The sequence below is a fragment of the Shewanella sp. H8 genome (assembly GCF_040285065.1).
In the GTDB taxonomy this organism is placed as follows: Bacteria; Pseudomonadota; Gammaproteobacteria; order Enterobacterales; family Shewanellaceae; genus Shewanella; species Shewanella polaris.
This window is the reverse complement of record NZ_CP157213.1, coordinates 1,388,676-1,408,702: the sequence shown is the minus strand read 5'-3', so window position 1 is coordinate 1,408,702 and position 20,027 is coordinate 1,388,676. Positions and strand designations below refer to the sequence as shown.

Here is a 20,027-nt window from a genome sequence, read left to right as displayed (position 1 = left end):
AATTTTTATTGTAATATCTGAGTAATATTCTATCAATCGCACTTTTTTTGTTAACATGCTTTTGACAAAGGGCCAGCTTTCTGAAAAAGTAGTCAATTCATCAACTTCTTTGCGGCATCAAAAGAGAATAAGTATAAATCTATGCCTAAAATATTACTATTAATCTGTGTTTATTTTATTTTTAGCTTCGGCGTAACAGCCATTGAAGCTGATGACACAGAACCAAAGTTTGATATCCTGCTTAACCACACTAATTATGGTGTTGCTGATGGTTTATCCCAGGACACCGTAACGTCCATCGTTGAAGATCCAGAGGGTTACGTTTGGGTTGGCACAATCAATGGGTTAAACCGTTTTGATGGCAACGAATTCAAACAATTCTATGCTGATGATAATGCAAATTCTCTACCCAGTTCTTTTATTCGCAATTTGCTTATAGATGATAATGGCATACTGCTAGTCGGAACGGATAAAGGTCTGGTTCAATTTGATAAGGAAACAGAAACTTTTACTAGAAACAGTATTTCTGCCCTAATTGGTGAACAAGCCGTTTGGTCAATATCAAAACAAGATGATGATATTTTCATCGGTTTAAATAATAAGTTTATATCTTATAAAAATAAAAAAGATGAGAATTCAGTTTTTGAGGACGAAAATCTAAAAGAAATAAAAAACATAATAAAGGTTGATGATACTTTTTACATTAGAAACTATGATGGCAATATTTTCAAAAAGAATATTAAAAATACAACTAAAATATTAGATGAATCTAATGACATTATAAGAATCAATACAAAAGTAATTGCTTCAACCGAAAAGGGATTATACTTTATCAATGAAAAGGTTAAAAAAATATCTTCTTTAAAACTCATGAGCTTATCCGCTGAAGATAGTCAAAAAAACAATATCATTGGCTTGTATGGAAATAAATTATTCAGTTTTGAAATAGTTAACAATGAAATCAAATGGAAGTCTTTAGGTGAACTTAGAATTAAAAGTGAAAAGTTCATTAAATCTTTTATATTTTCCAATGGGAAAAACTTTTACATTTCCAACTACACTGATGGGTTTATAGCCATTTCACCTGAAAATAACTTTATAAAAACAATTAAAGGAATATCAAACAACATATGGTCTATATCAAAATATAAAGATGATATATTTTTAGTTAATGATAAAAAAAATATATATGTATATAACAATAATATTATATTAACCAATATCATTAATACTTCTCTACCACACGGACCAAAAACAATATTAGTATTAGATAACCGAGCATTTATTGGAACTAAATCTGGACTGTATTTAATAAACATTGAAACTGGCACAGAAAAAAAACTAAATAGTGAATTAATTGTCAACATAAAATATAACAAAGAAACAAACCAAATTTACAGTTCAAATTTTAAAGGTGAAATACAAATTTTATCAACAACTGGTGAAGTTGTAGAAGAAATAAAAACCAATCTTGACTACCCTATTTATGACATGATAAAAGTTGATTCTAAGTTATGGATTGCATCACAAGCAGGATTGCTAGTATGGGAAAATAATAGCATAACAAATGTTTTTAATGAGGATATAGTCTTTAATATCGCAATTAAACAAAGCACCATATATTTTGGTACTCGGAATTCGATTTTTTCAATAGATAAAAACAAAATTAACAAACCAATAATAATACTTAATAGAAAAAAAATTATATCTTCAATGGCAATCATTAATAATTTAATGGTCGCATCGTCAAATAGAGAAATCTATATCATCAACCTTGACACCAATATCATTCACACATTAAATACTAAGAATGGTGCATTGAAAGATTACAACACTCAATCGTTACTAGCATTGAATAACTCTGTGTTGTTTGGAGGACCAGACGGGATCAGTGTAATAGAACCTAATAATATTTTAACGGCGATGTCAAAAAATACCGTAGACACAATAAAGCTAACTGACTTTCTACTATTTAATCGTCATGTCAATATCGGGTCTGGCATCCTAGAAAAACCAATAAACAACTCAGAAAAAATAACATTAAAATACTCGGACTACCCATTCACAATTAAATTTAATATTTTAGGTAAAAACAATAATGATTTTGATTTTTTTTATTACTTAGAAGATCTCGAAAAAAACTGGCTATCTACAAATGGAAATAATAATGTAACTTACACTAACTTATCTGCAGGACAATATACCTTTAAGGTATATGCAAAAAACAAACTCTCAAGTAAAAATACGGATATAAAAAGTATTAAAATATTAGTAACACCTCCTTGGTGGTTATCTTTAGAAGCCAAATTGGTCTACGGTATATTTATATTACTTATTATAACGTTATCTTTCAGAGTTATAATTCGTCGTCGAGAAATCCAAAAGCAAATAGCCCAAAGTGAAGAACGCTTAAAGCTATCCTTATGGGGCAGCGGCGATGAAATGTGGGATTGGGATATTGAAAGTGGCAAAATCTACCGTTCTAACATTTGGGGCTCTTTAGACTTTCCTCAAGACGGTCGCCGCTCGGGTAACCCTGATGAAGAAAGTAATATCCACCCACTAGACAGAGAACGGGTGACAAAAGCCTTAAACGATCACTTTAATGCCCTAACTGATCACTTTGAAATTGCTTATCGCGTTAAAGCGCGTAATCAGCAGTGGATCTGGATTTTAGACAGAGCCAAAATAGTTGAGCGCGACCAAAAAGACCAGCCTCTGCGAATGACTGGCACCATTAAAGACATTAATAATATCAAACAAGCCGAAGAGCAATTACGTTTGTTTGCTCGAGCAATCGAAAACATCTCAGAAGGAATGTTTATCCTCAATGAGAAGTATCAATTTGTTGAAGTTAATAATGCTTGTTGTGAGCTGACCGCATCAACAAAAGAAAAGTTTGTCTCCGAAACGCTTAATTTTACTCGCTATCCAGCAAGTTATTCGGAACAAATAAGGAGCTTGCTAAAACAACAGGGGCGTTGGAGCGGTGAACTTGAAGCCAGTAAAGGTAAAGACAATTTTTTCTTAATGGAAATCACAATTGACGCAATATACAATGAACAAGGTGAAACAAGTCATTATGTTGGCGTATTTTCCGATATAACCCGCCGTAAGCAACAAGAAGAAGAACTGAGAAAACTAACCAATAATGATTTGCTTACAGGTCTTCCTAATCGCTCTAGCTTGCAAGTGACACTCAGTAACTTAGTTAAAAAAGATGTTCATCACACTCTGATGGTGCTTGATTTAGATAATTTTAAACGTATAAATGACTCATTAGGTCATCAAATTGGTGATGACCTATTAATTGGTGTTGCCGAACGAATTCAGTTAGCCATTCCTAAGCATGCCAGCTTATACCGTCTAGGAGGCGATGAGTTCGCCTTACTTGTCGATCAACATCCAGATATCGGTTCATGTGCTGCTATTGCAACACAAGTGATAAATTGTCTAAAACCTGCCTTCAACCTTAATAATGACTCACTGGTGCTAGGTATTAGTATCGGCATTGTGCTTTATCCTGAAGACGAGCAAAATGAACAAGCATTATTGCGCAAAGCAGATATAGCTATGTATCACGCTAAATCTGGTGGTGGAAATCGCTATCAATTTTATTCAGAATCATTAAACCAAAATGCACTACGCCAGCTAGAAATAGAAAATCTGATCCGAGAAGCATTAAAAGATGACTTATTTGAAGTGTATTACCAACCTAAAATTGATGTAAAAATGGATCGACTCAATGGCATGGAAGCATTAGTTAGACTCAATCATCCTAAATTAGGCCTGATTGGACCAAATGAGTTTATCCCCCTTGCTGAAGAAAATGGTTTAATAGTAGAAATTGGTGATGTTGTACTAAGAAAAGCCTGTTTTGCCGCGCAAAAATGGCTCGAATTAGGTCTATTTAGCGGCAGAGTCGCTGTCAATTTATCGTCGAGGCAGTTTGCACTCCCTGATTTACAGCAACGAATAGAGTCAACTTTACGACTCACAAAACTTCCGGCCAAACACTTAGAACTAGAGATTACTGAAGGCACTGTCATCAAAAATCCAGAACAGGCCATTAAAGTAATGCAACAATTAGCGAAAATGGGCGTCAGTCTGGCGCTTGACGATTTTGGTACTGGCTATTCTTCTTTATCATATCTAAAAAGATTCCCTATTCACTGTTTAAAAATCGATAAAACTTTTGTTGATGATATAGATAAATCAGACCGAGATCTCAAGATGGTCGATTCTATTATTACCATTGCCCACAATATGGGATTAACAGTTGTTGGTGAAGGTGTAGAACAAACAGCACAACTCAATATATTAAAAGCACTTAACTGTGAAGAAATTCAAGGCTATATCTATAGTAAGCCTATTAGAGAAGCTGACTTTGAGCTAATGCTGACAGCAGATAAGCTTAAATTTGACACTATTAACGGCACCTTAACGAAAAAATAAATCATTCATTCTTATATTTGGCACGACAAATGCTAATTAAAACTCAGTTGTCAAAATAATATTGTTATTTAACCCTGAGCTTGAATTACTAAATATAAGAGAGATTAAAAATGATTAAAGGAATAATTACAGTAGCTGTTATATCTGCATTATCTATCAGTAGTGTTAATATTATAAATGGATCAGATACACGAACGGCTAGTATCCCAGCAATTAAAGTTCTAAATACTCAAACGGCTAGTATTCCAGCAATCAAAGTGCTTGATATACAAACAGCTAGCATTCCTGCAATTAAAGTTCTAAACACTCAAATGGCTAGTATTCCAGCAATCAAAGTGCTTGATATGCAAACCGCTAGTATTCCAGCAATCAAAGTGCTTGATACGCAAACAGCTAGCATTCCTGCAATTAAAGTACTAAATACGCAAATGGCTAGTATTCCAGCAATCAAAGTGCTTGATACGCAAACAGCTAGCATTCCTGCAATTAAAGTGCTTGATATGCAAACAGTTAGTATTCCAGCAATCAAAGTGCTTGATACGCAAACAGTTAGCATTCCTGCAATTAAAGTGCTTGATATGCAAACAGTTAGTATTCCTGCAATTAAAGTACTAAATACGCAAATGGCTAGTATTCCAGCAATCAAAGTGCTTGATACGCAAACAGCTAGCATTCCTGCAATTAAAGTGCTTGATATGCAAACAGTTAGTATTCCAGCAATCAAAGTGCTTGATACGCAAACAGTTAGCATTCCTGCAATTAAAGTGCTTGATATGCAAACAGTTAGTATTCCAGCAATCAAAGTGCTTGATACGCAAACAGTTAGCATTCCTGCAATTAAAGTTCTAAATACTCAAACAGCTAGTATCCCAGCTATTAAAGTCCTAGATACACAAACAGCTAGTATTCCTGCAATTAAAGTTTTAAACACCCAAACAGCTTAAGGAGAACCCTATGTTTACTTCTCTAAAAATAGCACTTGGTTTAGCAAAACCAGCTCGTAAAAAAGTAAAATTACCTGAAGGTTTAAACCACCTTGAAGTTATCCAAGCAAGAGCTTGGTGGAAGTAATTCGTAAGATACTGATGATTAATCATCAGCCATAAAAAAGGAGCTTAAGCTCCTTTTTTTATGGCTGAATGTTGATACAGCAAACCAAAATTAGTTTAGCAATCTATTCTATATCGCCCATGTCGCCAAACTTTCATATCAGCTAAGCGTTTATGTGTACTAAATAAAGGGTAAGTAAGTGGCCCTAGAATACAGCCAACGCATCTTCAGCGCTTTACAGCTAGTCCATGTTTATAAGCAGCAAATCCAAATAAAAAGCCACTGCTTACATTTTGATACTAAAAGCAAAAATAACCCACTGAACAACATTCTCACAGAACCTCAAACAACTCAGTTAATCTAATCCCTCCGACTCTTATTAGACTCGTAAAGAATAACCTTAATATTAGATGATATTAGCTATTACGGCTTAATTCAGAAGTTAAATTCATATGATGGAATAACATTATAATACTTTAAAATAGGTATTATACCGAAAAGAAGTATCGAATTGATCAAAAATCAGGCAAAAGAATGCCTTTATACAATAAAAAAGCGGCAATAACTTACCGCTTTTTTACAAACCGATAACTAAAAAGCTATCAGATAGAAGTATTTACTTTATTTTTTATAAAATAAACTTCCATCATTAGCCATGTTTACTAACGTATCACATGGTGCAAAACGATCACCGTAGAGTGTTTGGTAACGATGTAACGTTGTCACTAAATTGGCGGCACCTAAAGTATCAATGTAACGGAATGGACCACCAAGAAATGGCGGGAAACCAATACCAAATATGGCACCAATATCACCGTCTCTAGCTGAGGCGATAATCCCCTCTTCTAAACATCGAACCGCTTCGTTTAACATTTGGATAGTACAACGCTCTGCTACTTCTTTCGCTTCTTTATCCGAAGCGGTTGCAATATCCAACACCTTGTAAATAGACTCGTCTACTAACTTGGCTTTTTTGGCTTTAGGTCCATATTGATAGAAACCTTTCCCATTTTTACGACCTTTACGATCATCAGCTAATAATTTGTCAAAAGCCGCAGGCGCTTTAAATCTATCACCCAATTCTTTTTCTAATATAGGCGAAATCTTAGCACCAACATCAATACCCACTTCATCAAGCAATGTCATTGGGCCAACGGGAAAACCGAATTTAACCAGAGCATTATCGACATGCTCTATTCGTTGACCTTCTAGTAATAACTGCGCCGCTTCATTCATATAAAGTGCAAGAATACGATTAACGTAAAAACCAGCGCCGTCTTGTACAACTATTGGCGTTTTACCTTGCTTACGAGCAAAGGCAACTGTTGTGGCAATTGTTTCAGGTGATGTGCTTTTATGCGCAATCACTTCAACTAATGGCATTTTTTCTACTGGAGAGAAATAATGTAAACCAATTACATTTTCAGGACGTTTTGCCGCTTCGGCAATCTGCCCAATGGGTAACGATGAAGTATTAGAAGCAAAAATGGTGTTTTCACCACACTCACGTTCAACATCTTTCACCATTTGATGTTTCAAAGCTAAGTCTTCAAATACTGCTTCAACAACAATATCAGCATCTTTAATTCCGTTATACTCAGTGGTGGTCGTCATTAATGCCATTATATTATCGCGAACGGCAGGTATCATATGACGACGCTTAACACCTTTATCTAATAGATAATAAGCATATGCTAAGGCATTACTCAAACCTTGTTCTGAAATATCTTTAACGCGAACAGGTATCTTTGCCTTAGTGGTTGTTACAGACGCAATACCGCCGCCCATTAAACCGCCACCTATCACCATCACTTTTTTGACTTCGCGAGGTTCAGCACCTTCTGCACCAGTCTCTTTTTTCATCTCAGTCGTAGCAAAAAATAAACTTCTTAACGCAGCAGATTCTTTAGACATCACCAAATTAGCAAAATGAGTGGCTTCAACTTCTAAGCCTTTCACCACACCTTTACTCATACCTTGACGAACGCAGTCAATAATCTTAGCTGGGGCAGGATAATTACCTTGAGTTTTCTTGAGCACTTGCTTGCGTGCTTGATCAAAAATAATGTCTCGGGTAAATGACGTTGATTCTAAAAACTGATTAATTTTAGATTGAACGACAGGTTTAGCGGCTTTCTTGCCTTTCTTAGCTAACTCAATCGCAGTTTCAAGCAAAATAGAATTGGGTACAACATCATTCACTAAGCCCATTTTCAATGCTTGTTTAGGACGAATTTGTTTACCGGTTAACATCATATCCAGTGCGGTAGTAATACCCACTAAACGAGGTAAACGCTGAGTACCACCAGTACCAGGTAGCAAACCGAGTTGCACTTCTGGCAAACCTAACATGGTTTTTTTATCATCACTGCATATACGTAAATGACATGCTAGCGCTAACTCTAAACCACCGCCTAAACAAGCACCGTTTATGGCCGCAACAACAGGAATCGATAATCCTTCAAGTTCTGAAAATAATACATGACCTTGTTGTGACAATGCCTTTGCATCCGCTTCACTCTTACATGCTGCAAGCATGCTAATATCAGCACCGGCAACAAAAGAATCGACTTTCCCAGAAATTATAACCAACCCTGTGATGTCTGAATCAGCTTTAACTTCAGTTAAAATATCTGTAATTTCAGGGCCAAACTCTGCTCTTAAGGTGTTCATGGTTTCACCAGGAACATCCATGGTTAAAATCGCAATACCATCGTCACGACGAGCTAAATTAAATGTTTTTTCCATGCTCATTACTCCACCTCTAAAATCATTGCGACGCCTAAACCACCTGCAGCACAAGCAGTTGCCAAACCAGTACCACCACCACGGCGCTTAAGTTCACGACATACTTGAGTGATCAAACGGGTACCAGTTGCCGCAAAAGGATGACCATAAGCCAGCGAACCACCTAAAACGTTAAACTTACTCATGTCGATTTCGCCAATAGCGCGATTACGACCTAATTTCTCTTGGGCAAACTTTTTAGAACCAAACATTTGCATATTCGCCAATGTTTGCGCAGCAAATGCTTCGTGCATTTCAATCAAGGTTAAATCTTCTAATTCCATACCGGCACGTTTTAATGCTAATGGTGTGGCATATGAAGGACCCATCAACAAATCTTGCCAAACATCAATGGCAGTAAACGCATAACTTTTGATGAAACCTATTGGCTGATAACCCAATGCTTTGGCTCGGCCTTCACTCATTAGAATAATCGCAGATGCACCATCGGTAAGCGGCGTGCTGTTGGCTGCTGTTACCGTGCCGTGTTTGCGGTCAAACGCGGGACGTAATTTAGCATAAGACTCTAATACCGAGTTTTCACGAATATTATTATCGCGATCGATAAAGGTTTTATACGGCGGAACATGCGCTGTCATCACTTCATCGTGAAGAACACCTGAATTCCAAGCTTCGGTCGCCAAAGTATGCGATCGGTGGGCTAATGCATCCTGATCGGCACGACTAATATGATAAGTCTTTGCCATCTGTTCTGCAGTTTGTCCCATAGACAAACCTGTTGAGTACTCAGCAACGGCTGGCGGTACAGGTAAAAGATCTTTCAAACCTAAACGACGTGCAATCGCAAATTTCTCTTTAAACGAACGCGCTTTATTGAGATCGACTAAAGCATGAGCCAGTTTTCTTGATACTCCAATTGGTAAAACCGAAGACGAATCTGAACCACCGGCTAAACCGATTTCAATATTACCGGTCATAATGGACTCAGCCACGTTAACGGTAGATTGAAAACTCGTCGCACAAGCGCGAGTAACAGAATAAGCATCTGTATTGACATTCATCCCAGTTCCTAACACAATTTCACGAGCGATATTGGGCGCAGCGGTCATTTGTACCACTTTACCAAATACAAGTTGTTCAATTAATTTAGGGTCAATTTCAGAGCGAGACAGCAACTCATTTACTACCATTTTGCCCATATCCAACGCATTCACGCCATGAAAAGCGGTTGCTTGTTTCGCAAATGGGGTTCGTAAACCGGCAACAATCGCAATGCGATCACCCCGGGAATTTGTTACTTGTTGTCTATCACTCATATGCCACCCTCTATTATTGTTAGCTCAACTCGGCTCCGCCGGTAAGTTTCTATTTTTTGTTAGATAATCTGGTCAGACCATCAAAGTGTGATCTGATTCTAACTTTTTATTGAATAGTTTTAAACAGGCGTTTACAACTATCGTTCAAGTAAAGCGTTAAATTGTGTTAATCCTACTAGCCAAAAACCAATAGAATTCATAACATAGGTTCTAATAACCCCAATACCAACTAAATAAATTGAGTACTGCTATGCCGTTAAGTCGTTTCCACTCACTTCGCGCCTATTTAGATTCTGTCGTATTAGGCCAGCCCGTATTAACTGAAAACTTGCTGATAGCACTTATCGCCAATGGACACTTATTAGTTGAAGGCCCTCCAGGGTTAGCCAAAACCCGTGCTGTAAAAGCCTTGTGTGATGGAGTTGAAGGTGAGTTTCATCGGATTCAGTTCACGCCCGACTTACTACCAGCCGATTTAACGGGTACCGATATTTATCGTCAACAAACGGGTACATTTGAATTTGAAGCCGGACCTATTTTCCATAATTTAATCCTTGCTGACGAAATTAACCGTGCCCCAGCCAAAGTACAATCGGCTTTATTAGAGGCAATGGCTGAAGGCCAAGTTACCGTAGGTAAACACAGTTATCCTTTACCGGAACTGTTTTTAGTAATGGCAACACAAAACCCGCTAGAAAATGAAGGGACTTATCCGCTGCCAGAAGCACAATTAGATCGTTTCTTAATGCATTTAAACCTTGATTATCCTAGCGCTGAAACTGAATTTGAAATTTTACGCCAATCCCGTAATGAGGCCAAAACCCATCAATTACCAACAATAGAGCCCGTCGCCCAAGCCGATGTGTTTGCAGCACGGGACCAAGCATTAGAGATTTATTTAGCTGAACCCTTAGAAAAATATATTGTTGAAATTGTGATGGCAACGCGCCAACCTTCCCGCTACAGCGCTGAGCTAGCAAAATGGCTTGAATATGGTGTAAGCCCGCGCGCGACGATCTCGTTAGAACGTTGTGCAAGAGCACGAGCTTGGTTATATGAGCGTGATTTTGTATCACCAGAAGATATTCAAGCTGTAGCGCCTAATGTATTACGACATCGTTTGTTACTCAGTTACCAAGCTCAAGCTGAAGGCGTTACGGCCGATCAGGTAATTGATCACATACTTAGCCAAGTTGCTGTACCGTAAATGTTCCCATTCGAACACCTATTATTAAGCATTATCAGGTTATGATGAACCAAACTAATTCATTACCACTTTACAGTGATGGTGTGAGCTTAAATGAGCAAGAGCTTATAGCTTGTCAAAGTCTGTCGCGCGCGATTCCCGATCGTAAATCACGCGCAAAAGCAGCATTGTCAGGTCATCGAAGCAGTCTTATCAAAGGCCGCGGGATGGAGTTTGCTGAAGTGCGTCATTACCAAAATGGTGATGACGTTCGCACCATTGACTGGCGGGTAACGGCGCGCACAGGAGTGGCACACACTAAGTTGTTTGTTGAAGAGCGTGAACGCCCTATTCTGCTATTAATTGATTTAAGCCACAGCTTGTATTTTGGCTCACAACTCTTACTTCAATCGGTTCAAGTGGCACATTTAGCCGCAACATTAGGTTGGAACGCTATCAATAATGGCGATAGAATTGGCGCATTAATAGCCAGTGAAACAAATCATTTAGAGCTCAAACCACGTAATCGTCGTCAAGGTATTTTGCAGCTAACCTCAGGACTAATTAATGCTCATCAGCAGCAATTAGACCAAATTAATCAATTGTCACCCGATCCAGGTCATATGTTTAAAGCCTGCCAACGTTTACAGCGTATTGCGAAACCAGGATCACTTATTTGGATAATCACAGACGGGCAACACATTAACCAACAATGCTTAGCACCATTAACTGAATTATCCCGCTACTGTGATATTGGTGCATTTGTCGTAACCGATCCTTTAAGACAAGGGACTTTAGCGTTACCCAAAGAATTTGCCTTACCGGTGCGTGATGGCCAGCAACAACTGACGTTAACACGCCAAAGTTATGAAGCTTGGCTAAGCACTCAGCAACAACAAATACAGCAATTTGTCTCGTTAATGAATTTGATTAAAGTGCAACCAAAATTTATTGATGCAGGCAAACCGCTCAGTGCACAATTGGAAATTTTACGTTAAATGACCACTTCAAATTTACCAACACAGCCAATGCCTACTGATGAACATGTATCAGCATTATCTCAAATGCAAGATATTCAATTACCGGATCCAGTAAGCGCAATTCCCATTGCACCTGGATATTGGATAATCGCAGCTGTATTTATCATTTTAATATTGTGGTTAGCCAAGCGCTTATATAAACAGCGCCAATATCATGCTCCACGCAAAAAAGCGCTGACGCTACTCCAGAGTTATAACATTGAAGATGATAACTTCGCCGCACAGGTAAATAGCTTACTTAAGCGCACCGCATTAACGTATTTACCTCGCGAACATTTTGCCAAACTCAACGGACAACCTTGGTTTGATTGGTTAGATACTCGTATGGCGCCTGAACAACAACATAAAATTGGCCAGTTATTAATTAAGCGTCATCAGGCTAACGGTCTAAACCCATCTGAAAAAGTGCAATTACTACATTTAGCAAGCGCTTGGTTAAGTAATAAACGTCATTTTAATGATGTAACCTTAGCATCCAACCCTACGCATCAGGAGGCCTAATGTTAGCACTTTATTGGCCATGGTTATTAATATTGCTACCGCTACCGTTATTGATTAAACGTGTCAATATGAACAGCGCTGGCGGGTATTTACAATTACCGGGGATTGCCTCAACGGTCACCAACACCACCCCAACAAACCATAAATTTGGCCGAAAACGATACTGGTTAATGTGGCTTTTTTTGTTATTAGCAATAGCCCGTCCACAATGGCTTGGCGATCCAATTGAACTACCAGCAAAAGGCCGCGATTTAATGATGGCTGTTGATTTATCGGGCAGTATGCAAATTGAAGACATGGTAGTAAACGGTAAAACGGTTAACCGATTTACGCTAATACAACATGTGCTTAGTGACTTTATTGAACGTCGAAAAGGTGATCGGCTCGGGCTAATCCTATTTGCTGACCATGCATATTTACAAGCACCACTGACGTTAGATCGTCGCTCAGTTGCCACATTTTTAGATGATGCGCAGATAGGCTTAGTCGGTAAACAAACCGCTATAGGTGAAGCAATAGCACTTGCAGTTAAACGCTTTGATAAAGTGGATGAAAGTAACCGAGTATTGATTTTACTGACAGACGGTTCTAATAACGCCGGCAACATAGAGCCAGACGTTGCCGCGCAAATTGCCGCTAAGCGTAATATCACCATTTACACTATTGGTGTTGGCGCTGATGTATTAGAACGTCGCACTATATTTGGCAAAGAACGTGTTAATCCATCAATGGATTTAGATGAAGGTCAACTCAAAAAAATAGCAGACCTAACTAAAGGTCGTTATTTTAGAGCTCGAAACAGTGAAGATCTCGAAGGTATTTATCAAGAAATAGATAAACTAGAACCTGTGAGTCGAGATCAATTGAGTTATCGCCCTAAAAGTGAATTATTCTATTGGCCTTTATTAATGTCATTATTAGTCAGTTTCTTAATTAGTTTGCAACAACTATGGCCTTCGTTGTCATTACCTAAAACAAACACAAGCAAAGAGGCGAACCGATAATGGTACATTTTATTCGCCCTGAGTGGCTTTTGGGGCTCATTCCAGTATTGATATTAAGTACACTGTTTTGGCGAAAACAGAGTCAACAATCTGCTTGGAAGCAATATATCGCCCCGCATTTAAGCCAATTATTAATAAGCCAAACCGTTGAGAAAACCCATCAACCAAAATGGTTATTAATAGCTTGTTGGATCATTGCCGTTATAGCGATTGCTGGCCCTGCATTAAATAAACAAAGTCTGCCGGTATTTGCTACCGAGCAAGGTAGAGTGCTAGTGATGGACATGTCTCAGTCCATGTTCGCTACTGACTTAAGTCCTAATCGGTTGTCTTATGCTAAATTTAGAGCGACCGATTTACTTAGTGAGTTAAAAGAAGGTGAAACCGGACTGATAGCCTATGCCGGTGATGCTTACACTATTAGTCCGTTAACTCGTGACAGTGGCACCATTTTAAATTTACTGCCTACATTATCGCCCGATATTATGCCGACCAAAGGCTCAAACTTGGCAGCAGCATTAGCTCTGGCAGAAAAACTGCTCGAACAAGGCGGTCACGTCACAGGTGACATTATTGTTATGACCGATGGCATTTCTGCACATCAATTTAATCAAGCAACCACAGTGCTAAACAGCCGTTATCGTCTATCGATCATGGCTTTTGGCAGTAAGCAAGGAGCCCCTATCCGATTAGCTGACGGCCAATTACTACGTGATAATAGTAACGAAGTCGTTGTCGCTAAAACAGATTACGGTTTATTACAAAAACTGGTGCAACAACATCAAGGGATCCTCGTCCCTGCGCAAACTGATGGCAGCGATGTTACCACCCTAACCCAGTGGTTGGCATCCGACGGTAAAGCAACCGAAACAGAACTTGCTGGAGAAGCATGGCAAGATCTGGGACCATACCTTGCTATGTTATTAATCATCCCGATGTTAATGAGTTTTAGACAAGGATTATTAACCATCTTGCTTAACCCAGCATTGTTGCTGGCGACTGCAATGGCATTTAGTCTGACACAGAGCCAACCGGCGCAAGCCTCAGTGTGGCAAGATTTATGGCAAACCCAAGATCAACAAGCACAATCGGCATTCCAACAAGGTGAATTTGCTCAGGCTGCTGACACATTTAAAGACTCGCAATGGCGTGCTTCTGCCCATTATAAAGCGGGTGATTATCAACAAGCACTAGAAGGATTTGAGCAAGATAATAGTGCCCAAGGTTTATATAATCAGGGTAATGCGCTGATGCAGCTAAAAGATTATAAAGAAGCAATCACTCGTTACCAAAAAGCCATTGCCGCCCAGTCTCCTTTTAGCGAGGCAGAAAAGAATTTGGCCTTAGCTCAACAATTGCTTCAACAACAGCAACAAGATCCCTCTAAGCAAGAGTCGGATAAGTCAGAACAAGATCAATCAAATTCAAATGATGACAATTCATCATCAGAGCAATCTTCGTCAGATAAAAGCGATTCAGATCAATCAAAGCCTGATCAGTCACAATCAGGCCAACAGAAAAATCAACAGGGTCAACAAGATCAATCTGGCCAACAAAGCCAAGATCAGAGCACGGAAAATCAATCTAACGATAACAATGACCGTTCATCTGATAGCGAGCAACAACAGTCACAGAATCAACAGCCACAAGCTGATCAGACATCAAACTCTGATGAACAGCAAAACGGTGAGCAATCGCAATCGGCACAGAATGATCAGCAACAAAGTGACCAAAAACAAAATAGCGCTGAGCCGCAGGCACCACAATCATCTGAAGGTAACCAATCTTCTCAACAAAATGATGTTGCAAACCAAGACACGCCAGAGAGTAACGAAGCGAGTATGCAGGCCAATGCGAGTAAAAGTGGTGAACAACAAACTGATGACAGTCAAAAAATGAATACTTCTGCAGCCTCAGCACAACCAAGTGACAAAACGGCAACAGAAGGTAAATCATCAGAAGTGATATCTGCATCGCAAGCAAACCAAGATAAACTGCCAGCAGATATGGAACGAGCCCTTCGCGCTATCAACGAAGACCCACAAGTGTTGATCCGTAATAAAATGCAGCTCGAATATCAAAAACGTCGTCAAAATAGTCAACCGACTAAGGATAATGAACAGTGGTAATTAGAACCTTTTGTAGCCTATTGCTATTCATCATTGCAGCCCCGGTATTTGCCCTTAGCCAAGTGCAAGCAACAATAGATCGTAACCCTGTCATTGCTGGGGAGTACTTTGTGCTCGATATTACGGCCGATGATGACCTCAGCGCTGGAGCGTTAGATACTTCAGTGTTACTCAAAAACTTTATTGTTGGCAGAACCAGTGTTGGCCGCAGTACCAAAATGGTTAACTTTGACACTACAAAAGAAACCCGATGGCAGGTATTACTGTCACCTAAATCATTAGGTGATGTCACCATACCGGCGTTCAATATCAACGGAGTAAGTTCACAGCCCATCTCGGTGAAGGTCATGCCTCAAGGTGCCAAGACCAGTGAAGCACAAAACGTGTTTATTAAGACTAACACCAATACTTCTGACGCTTATGTCGGTCAATTAATTACCTATAAAGTGAAGCTCTATTTAGCCGTTGAGCTGCAACGCGGTGTCATAAGTGCTCCCACCGTAGAAGGTGCGCAAGTCAAACAAATTGGTGAAGACAAAGACGGTAGCGAAATTGTCGATGGCCGTCGGTTTAGAGTGATAGAACGCACTTACGGTATTATTGCCGATCTCCCAGGAGAATTAGTCATCAACGGCGCGAGCTTTTCAGGCGATGTACTTGTGGAAGCGCCAAGACGAGGTGGAATGTTTGGCTTTAACGAAAGTCGGCCGATGCAAACTGAAGCAGAAAGACAAGTCATTCAAATCAATTCAACACCGCCAAGCTACCAAGGAAAATGGCTTGTCAGTGACATTGCAGTATTAAAAGAAACTTGGCCAGACGATATCAGCGAATTTGAAGTAGGCAGCCCTATTACTCGCACCATTAGCTTGATAGCATCAAATACCGATGACACCAGCTTGCCCGATATCGATATACCGCTGGTTGAAGGATTAAAAGCCTATCCAGAAAAGCCTTTAAGGCAAACCTTTGTACGCGACAATCAAGTGGTATCACAGTACAGTTTAACGACAGCCATAGTACCAACAAAACCGGGTACATACACATTGCCAGAGATACGGGTGCCTTGGTGGAATCCACATCTTAAAAAACAACAATTTGCCACTCTTCCTGCGCGTACTATTAATGTTATTGGCAGTACCGTAACGCCAACAGATATTCCATCAGCGGACCGTTTTACGGTAAATAGCTCTGCTGGATATTGGCCGTGGATTAGCGGAGTATTGGCACTACTGTGGATAATAACGTTAGTATTATGGCGAAAAGCGGTAGCAGCAAACACTAGGGATAATCAGGTTTCTCCTAACCACAAAAAAACGCCATTAAAAAGCACTACCTCAGAATTAAAAGCCATTATTCATGCTTGCGATCGTAATGACAGTAGTGCCGCTATTAAAGCATTACAAGATTACTTTAGCGATCGCTTAGGTCAGCCAATGAGCTTGACTCAAATTAGTAGATTATCAACACAACTTGAAATTGCCATTAGTAAATTACAAGCTGATAAATACAGCCGTCATCCTCAAGCTATGGACAAAAAGTCACTCATAGATGCAATTTCAGCCTATCAACAGCCATCTCAAGCCAGTAGCAAATCGATAATTGCAGAGCTTAACCCTTAGATTAAAAAGCTAAATAGCAGAGTGTTTCTGCTATTTAGCTTGCTATTAATCCCACCTCTTTTTAAGCTGTTACATATGATTAACTCAAAAAAGTTAAAAAATGTTTGATTACCTGCGTAAGAAAAAGGCTGAACCCGCGGTCTTATCTGAGATGCTAACAAAACAACGACGATACGATAGCCTTGTCAGGGCGCTTCATACCGACATTTTTCGCTATGCCTTTTGGTTATGTGGTGATAAACATGTCGCAGAAGATATTACTCAAGAAACGTTCTTACGAGCGTGGCGCTCTTTGGACTCTTTAAATGACGAAAAAGCCGCTAAAGCCTGGTTAATTACCATTTTAAGACGAGAAAATGCCAGACGTTTTGAGCGTAAACAATTTGACTACAGTGACGTTGAACAAGATTTACTTGAAGATGTTTTATCGACAAGTCATGAAGATGATACCGAGCAGTATTGGTTACGTCGTCAAATAGGTAAACTCGATATTGAATACCGAGAGCCTTTGTTATTGCAGTTGATTGGCGGGTTTAGTGGTGATGAAATTGCCACCATGCTCGAACTTAATCGAAACACGGTAATGACCCGTTTATTTAGAGCCAGAAACCAGTTAAAAGACGCTCTCGAAGCACCAGAGGTAAGAGGTCAATCAAATGGATGATCTACAGTTTCGTCGCCAAGCATACGGTGACCCCAACAATCAATCTGAAGAATTTTTAGCTCATTTAGCTGAAAATCAAGATGATGCTAAATTTGTCAAAGACCTAAAAGCATTTGACCATAAACTCACTCAAGCACTCAGTATAGATGTGCCTAATGATTTAGCGGATAAATTAATTTTACGACAGCAATTAAGCCAACATCAAAAGAGCAAAAAACACACTCGTTATATGATGGCGATGGCGGCATCAGTGGCTTTCATTGTGGGTGTAAGCTTTAGTTTATTGCGCTTTACGCCAGTAAACCTAGGAGATAACTCATTAGCGCATGTTCATCATGAAACCAAAGCATTAATCATGGAACAGGATATTGACTTTAATGATGTTAATTTTAAACTAGCCAGTATAGATGGATTGAGTGATTCCAAGTTTATCCAACAACCTGGGCGTGTTTTTTACACTTCATATTGTGATTTTCAAGGTATCAAATCATTACATTTGGTGATGGCTGACGAGCTTGGAAACAAGGTTACCCTGTTCATTGTGCCCATAGAAAACCGGATTGTATTAGAAGAAGCCTTTGCTGATAATCAGTATAAAGGCAAAAGCTTTCAAACAGCCGATGCCTATATGGTCTTGGTTGGAGAACCCGCTTCAGACCTTGATTTTGTCAAAAAAGAAGTTGAAAACACCTTTATTTAATATCTACTGATAACCATTTAAAATCCGCTACTTCATTGAATAGCGGATTTTTTTTCAACTAGAAAAATCAAAGTGTGAACTAAATCAAACTTCTGCTAGCATGTTGACCATAAGAATAATAACTTGGAAGCAATATGGATATTCAAACACCAATCATCATTACCTTCATCGGATACCTCGCCTTAATGATGGCAATTGGTTACTGGGCCTACTGCAAAACCGATACCGTGGATGATTACATTCTTGGTGGCAGAAAAATGGGCCCCGCTGTAACAGCGTTAAGTGTTGGCGCATCAGATATGTCAGGTTGGTTATTACTTGGTTTGCCTGGTGCCGTATATTTAAGTGGATTAGGCGAAGCATGGATTGGTTTTGGATTAGTGTTTGGGGCTTGGCTTAATTGGCTATTTGTTGCTAGACGTCTGCGCATTTACACCCAAATGGCCGATAATGCATTAACATTACCCGACTTTTTTGAAAATCGATTTAATGATTCTCATGGGCTATTAAGACTTGTTTCGGCATTAACAATCCTAATTTTTTTCACCTTCTATACTTCTTCAGGCATGGTCGGCGGCGCAATATTATTTGAAAAAGTATTTGGCCTCGATTATACCGTTGCCTTATTGATCGGTTCATTCATTATCGTTTCTTATACCTTTGTTGGCGGATTTTTTGCCGTTAGTTGGACAGACTTCTTTCAAGGTTGCTTAATGTTAGTCGCGCTCGTCATTGTACCTATTTCAATCTTTAGCGAACCTAATACACAAGCCAATTTTGAACACATTGATCCCACCATGTTGTCGTTTATTAGTGAAAACACCACGGTGATAGGTCTTGTATCTTTATTGGCTTGGGGACTGGGTTATTTTGGTCAGCCGCATATTTTGTCTCGTTTCATGGCAATTGGAAATCCAAAAGATCTGATGCTTTCACGTCGTATTGCCATGAGTTGGATGTTAGTGTCGCTAGTCGGTGCCTTAGCAACAGGTATTGCTGGTAGTCTTTACTTTGCCGCAGAGCCACTTAAAAACCCAGAGACGGTCTTTATTCATTTAGCCAATGCAGCTTTTAATCCTTGGGTAGGCGGCTTACTCATTGCGGCCATTTTATCTGCCATCATGAGTACCATTGATTCACAATTATTGGTCTGTTCTAGTGTAATCACTGAAGATTTTTATCTTAAATGGTTGCGTCCTCAAGCTAGCAGTAAAGAATTAATGTTAGTGGGTCGAATAGGTGTCATTGCTATCGCCTTAGTTGCAGGCTTAGTTGCGTTAAACCCGGAAAGCAGTGTATTGGGTTTAGTCAGTTATGCATGGGCTGGGTTTGGCGCGGCTTTTGGTCCTGTGGTGCTATTATCACTTTTTTGGCAGGGTTATAGCCGTAATGGGGCTATTGCAACCATTTTGGTGGGTGCGATAACTGTTGTAGTGTGGAAACAAATGACCGGGGGGCTTTTTGAGTTATATGAAATCGTTCCTGGGTTTGTTTTGGCAATGTTATTTGGCATTATTATTAGTAAAGTTTCACCACCAACACAGAAAACTATCGCAGATTTCAACGTTTTTCGTCGTTCATTAACATCATAATTTTTACATAATTGAATGAT

At 39.2% G+C, this 20,027-nt stretch carries 13 protein-coding genes; 11 read left to right on the top strand and 2 right to left on the bottom strand.

What is annotated here, in order from left to right:
* The first annotated feature begins 141 nt into the window (after nt 1-141).
* Both ABIS04_RS06155 and ABIS04_RS06150 read left to right on the top strand, forming a co-directional pair.
* A complete protein-coding gene (locus tag ABIS04_RS06155) occupies nt 142-4,455 on the top strand; it encodes an EAL domain-containing protein (protein ID WP_350432917.1) in 4,314 nt (1,437 codons plus the stop codon).
* A gap of 110 nt (nt 4,456-4,565) precedes the next feature.
* Nucleotides 4,566-5,399, top strand: coding sequence for a hypothetical protein (locus ABIS04_RS06150; RefSeq protein WP_350432916.1), 834 nt, complete (start codon nt 4,566-4,568; stop codon nt 5,397-5,399).
* A gap of 727 nt (nt 5,400-6,126) precedes the next feature.
* Here the strand turns inward: ABIS04_RS06150 and fadJ are convergent.
* Together fadJ and fadI are read right to left on the bottom strand one after the other, a co-directional pair.
* On the bottom strand, nt 6,127-8,253 hold the full coding sequence (gene fadJ / locus ABIS04_RS06145; protein ID WP_350432915.1) for a fatty acid oxidation complex subunit alpha FadJ: 2,127 nt from the start codon (nt 8,251-8,253) through the stop codon (nt 6,127-6,129).
* Between the two features lie 5 nt (nt 8,254-8,258).
* Nucleotides 8,259-9,569 (bottom strand): acetyl-CoA C-acyltransferase FadI, encoded by a 1,311-nt coding sequence (gene fadI, locus ABIS04_RS06140; RefSeq protein ID WP_350432914.1) that lies wholly within the window; start codon nt 9,567-9,569, stop codon nt 8,259-8,261.
* A gap of 250 nt (nt 9,570-9,819) precedes the next feature.
* On the opposite strand from fadI, the gene ABIS04_RS06135 reads away from it, so the two are divergent.
* The 9 genes from ABIS04_RS06135 to putP all read left to right on the top strand — a co-directional run bounded on the left by ABIS04_RS06135 (nt 9,820) and on the right by putP (nt 20,007).
* Nucleotides 9,820-10,776, top strand: a complete 957-nt coding sequence (locus tag ABIS04_RS06135) for a MoxR family ATPase (RefSeq protein ID WP_350432913.1) — start codon at nt 9,820-9,822, stop codon at nt 10,774-10,776.
* Nucleotides 10,777-10,817: 41 nt separating this feature from the next.
* Entirely contained in the window at nt 10,818-11,753 is a 936-nt protein-coding gene (locus ABIS04_RS06130; RefSeq protein ID WP_350432912.1) for a DUF58 domain-containing protein, read from the top strand.
* Entirely contained in the window at nt 11,754-12,296 is a 543-nt protein-coding gene (locus ABIS04_RS06125; protein WP_350432911.1) for a DUF4381 domain-containing protein, read from the top strand.
* Nucleotides 12,296-13,300, top strand: coding sequence for a VWA domain-containing protein (locus tag ABIS04_RS06120; RefSeq protein ID WP_350432910.1), 1,005 nt, complete (start codon nt 12,296-12,298; stop codon nt 13,298-13,300). Before ABIS04_RS06125 ends, ABIS04_RS06120 begins: the two co-directional genes overlap by 1 nt.
* Entirely contained in the window at nt 13,300-15,429 is a 2,130-nt protein-coding gene (locus tag ABIS04_RS06115) for a VWA domain-containing protein (protein WP_350432909.1), read from the top strand. Before ABIS04_RS06120 ends, ABIS04_RS06115 begins: the two co-directional genes overlap by 1 nt.
* Entirely contained in the window at nt 15,423-17,051 is a 1,629-nt protein-coding gene (locus tag ABIS04_RS06110) for a BatD family protein (RefSeq protein ID WP_350432908.1), read from the top strand. The genes ABIS04_RS06115 and ABIS04_RS06110 overlap by 7 nt, the downstream gene beginning before the upstream one ends.
* Nucleotides 17,052-17,151: 100 nt before the next feature.
* On the top strand, nt 17,152-17,715 hold the full coding sequence (locus ABIS04_RS06105) for a sigma-70 family RNA polymerase sigma factor (protein ID WP_350432907.1): 564 nt from the start codon (nt 17,152-17,154) through the stop codon (nt 17,713-17,715).
* Nucleotides 17,708-18,415 (top strand): DUF3379 domain-containing protein, encoded by a 708-nt coding sequence (locus tag ABIS04_RS06100; RefSeq protein WP_350432906.1) that lies wholly within the window; start codon nt 17,708-17,710, stop codon nt 18,413-18,415. The genes ABIS04_RS06105 and ABIS04_RS06100 overlap by 8 nt, the downstream gene beginning before the upstream one ends.
* Nucleotides 18,416-18,549: 134 nt before the next feature.
* Nucleotides 18,550-20,007 (top strand): sodium/proline symporter PutP, encoded by a 1,458-nt coding sequence (putP, locus tag ABIS04_RS06095; RefSeq protein ID WP_350432905.1) that lies wholly within the window; start codon nt 18,550-18,552, stop codon nt 20,005-20,007.
* The last annotated feature ends 20 nt before the right edge of the window (nt 20,008-20,027 follow it).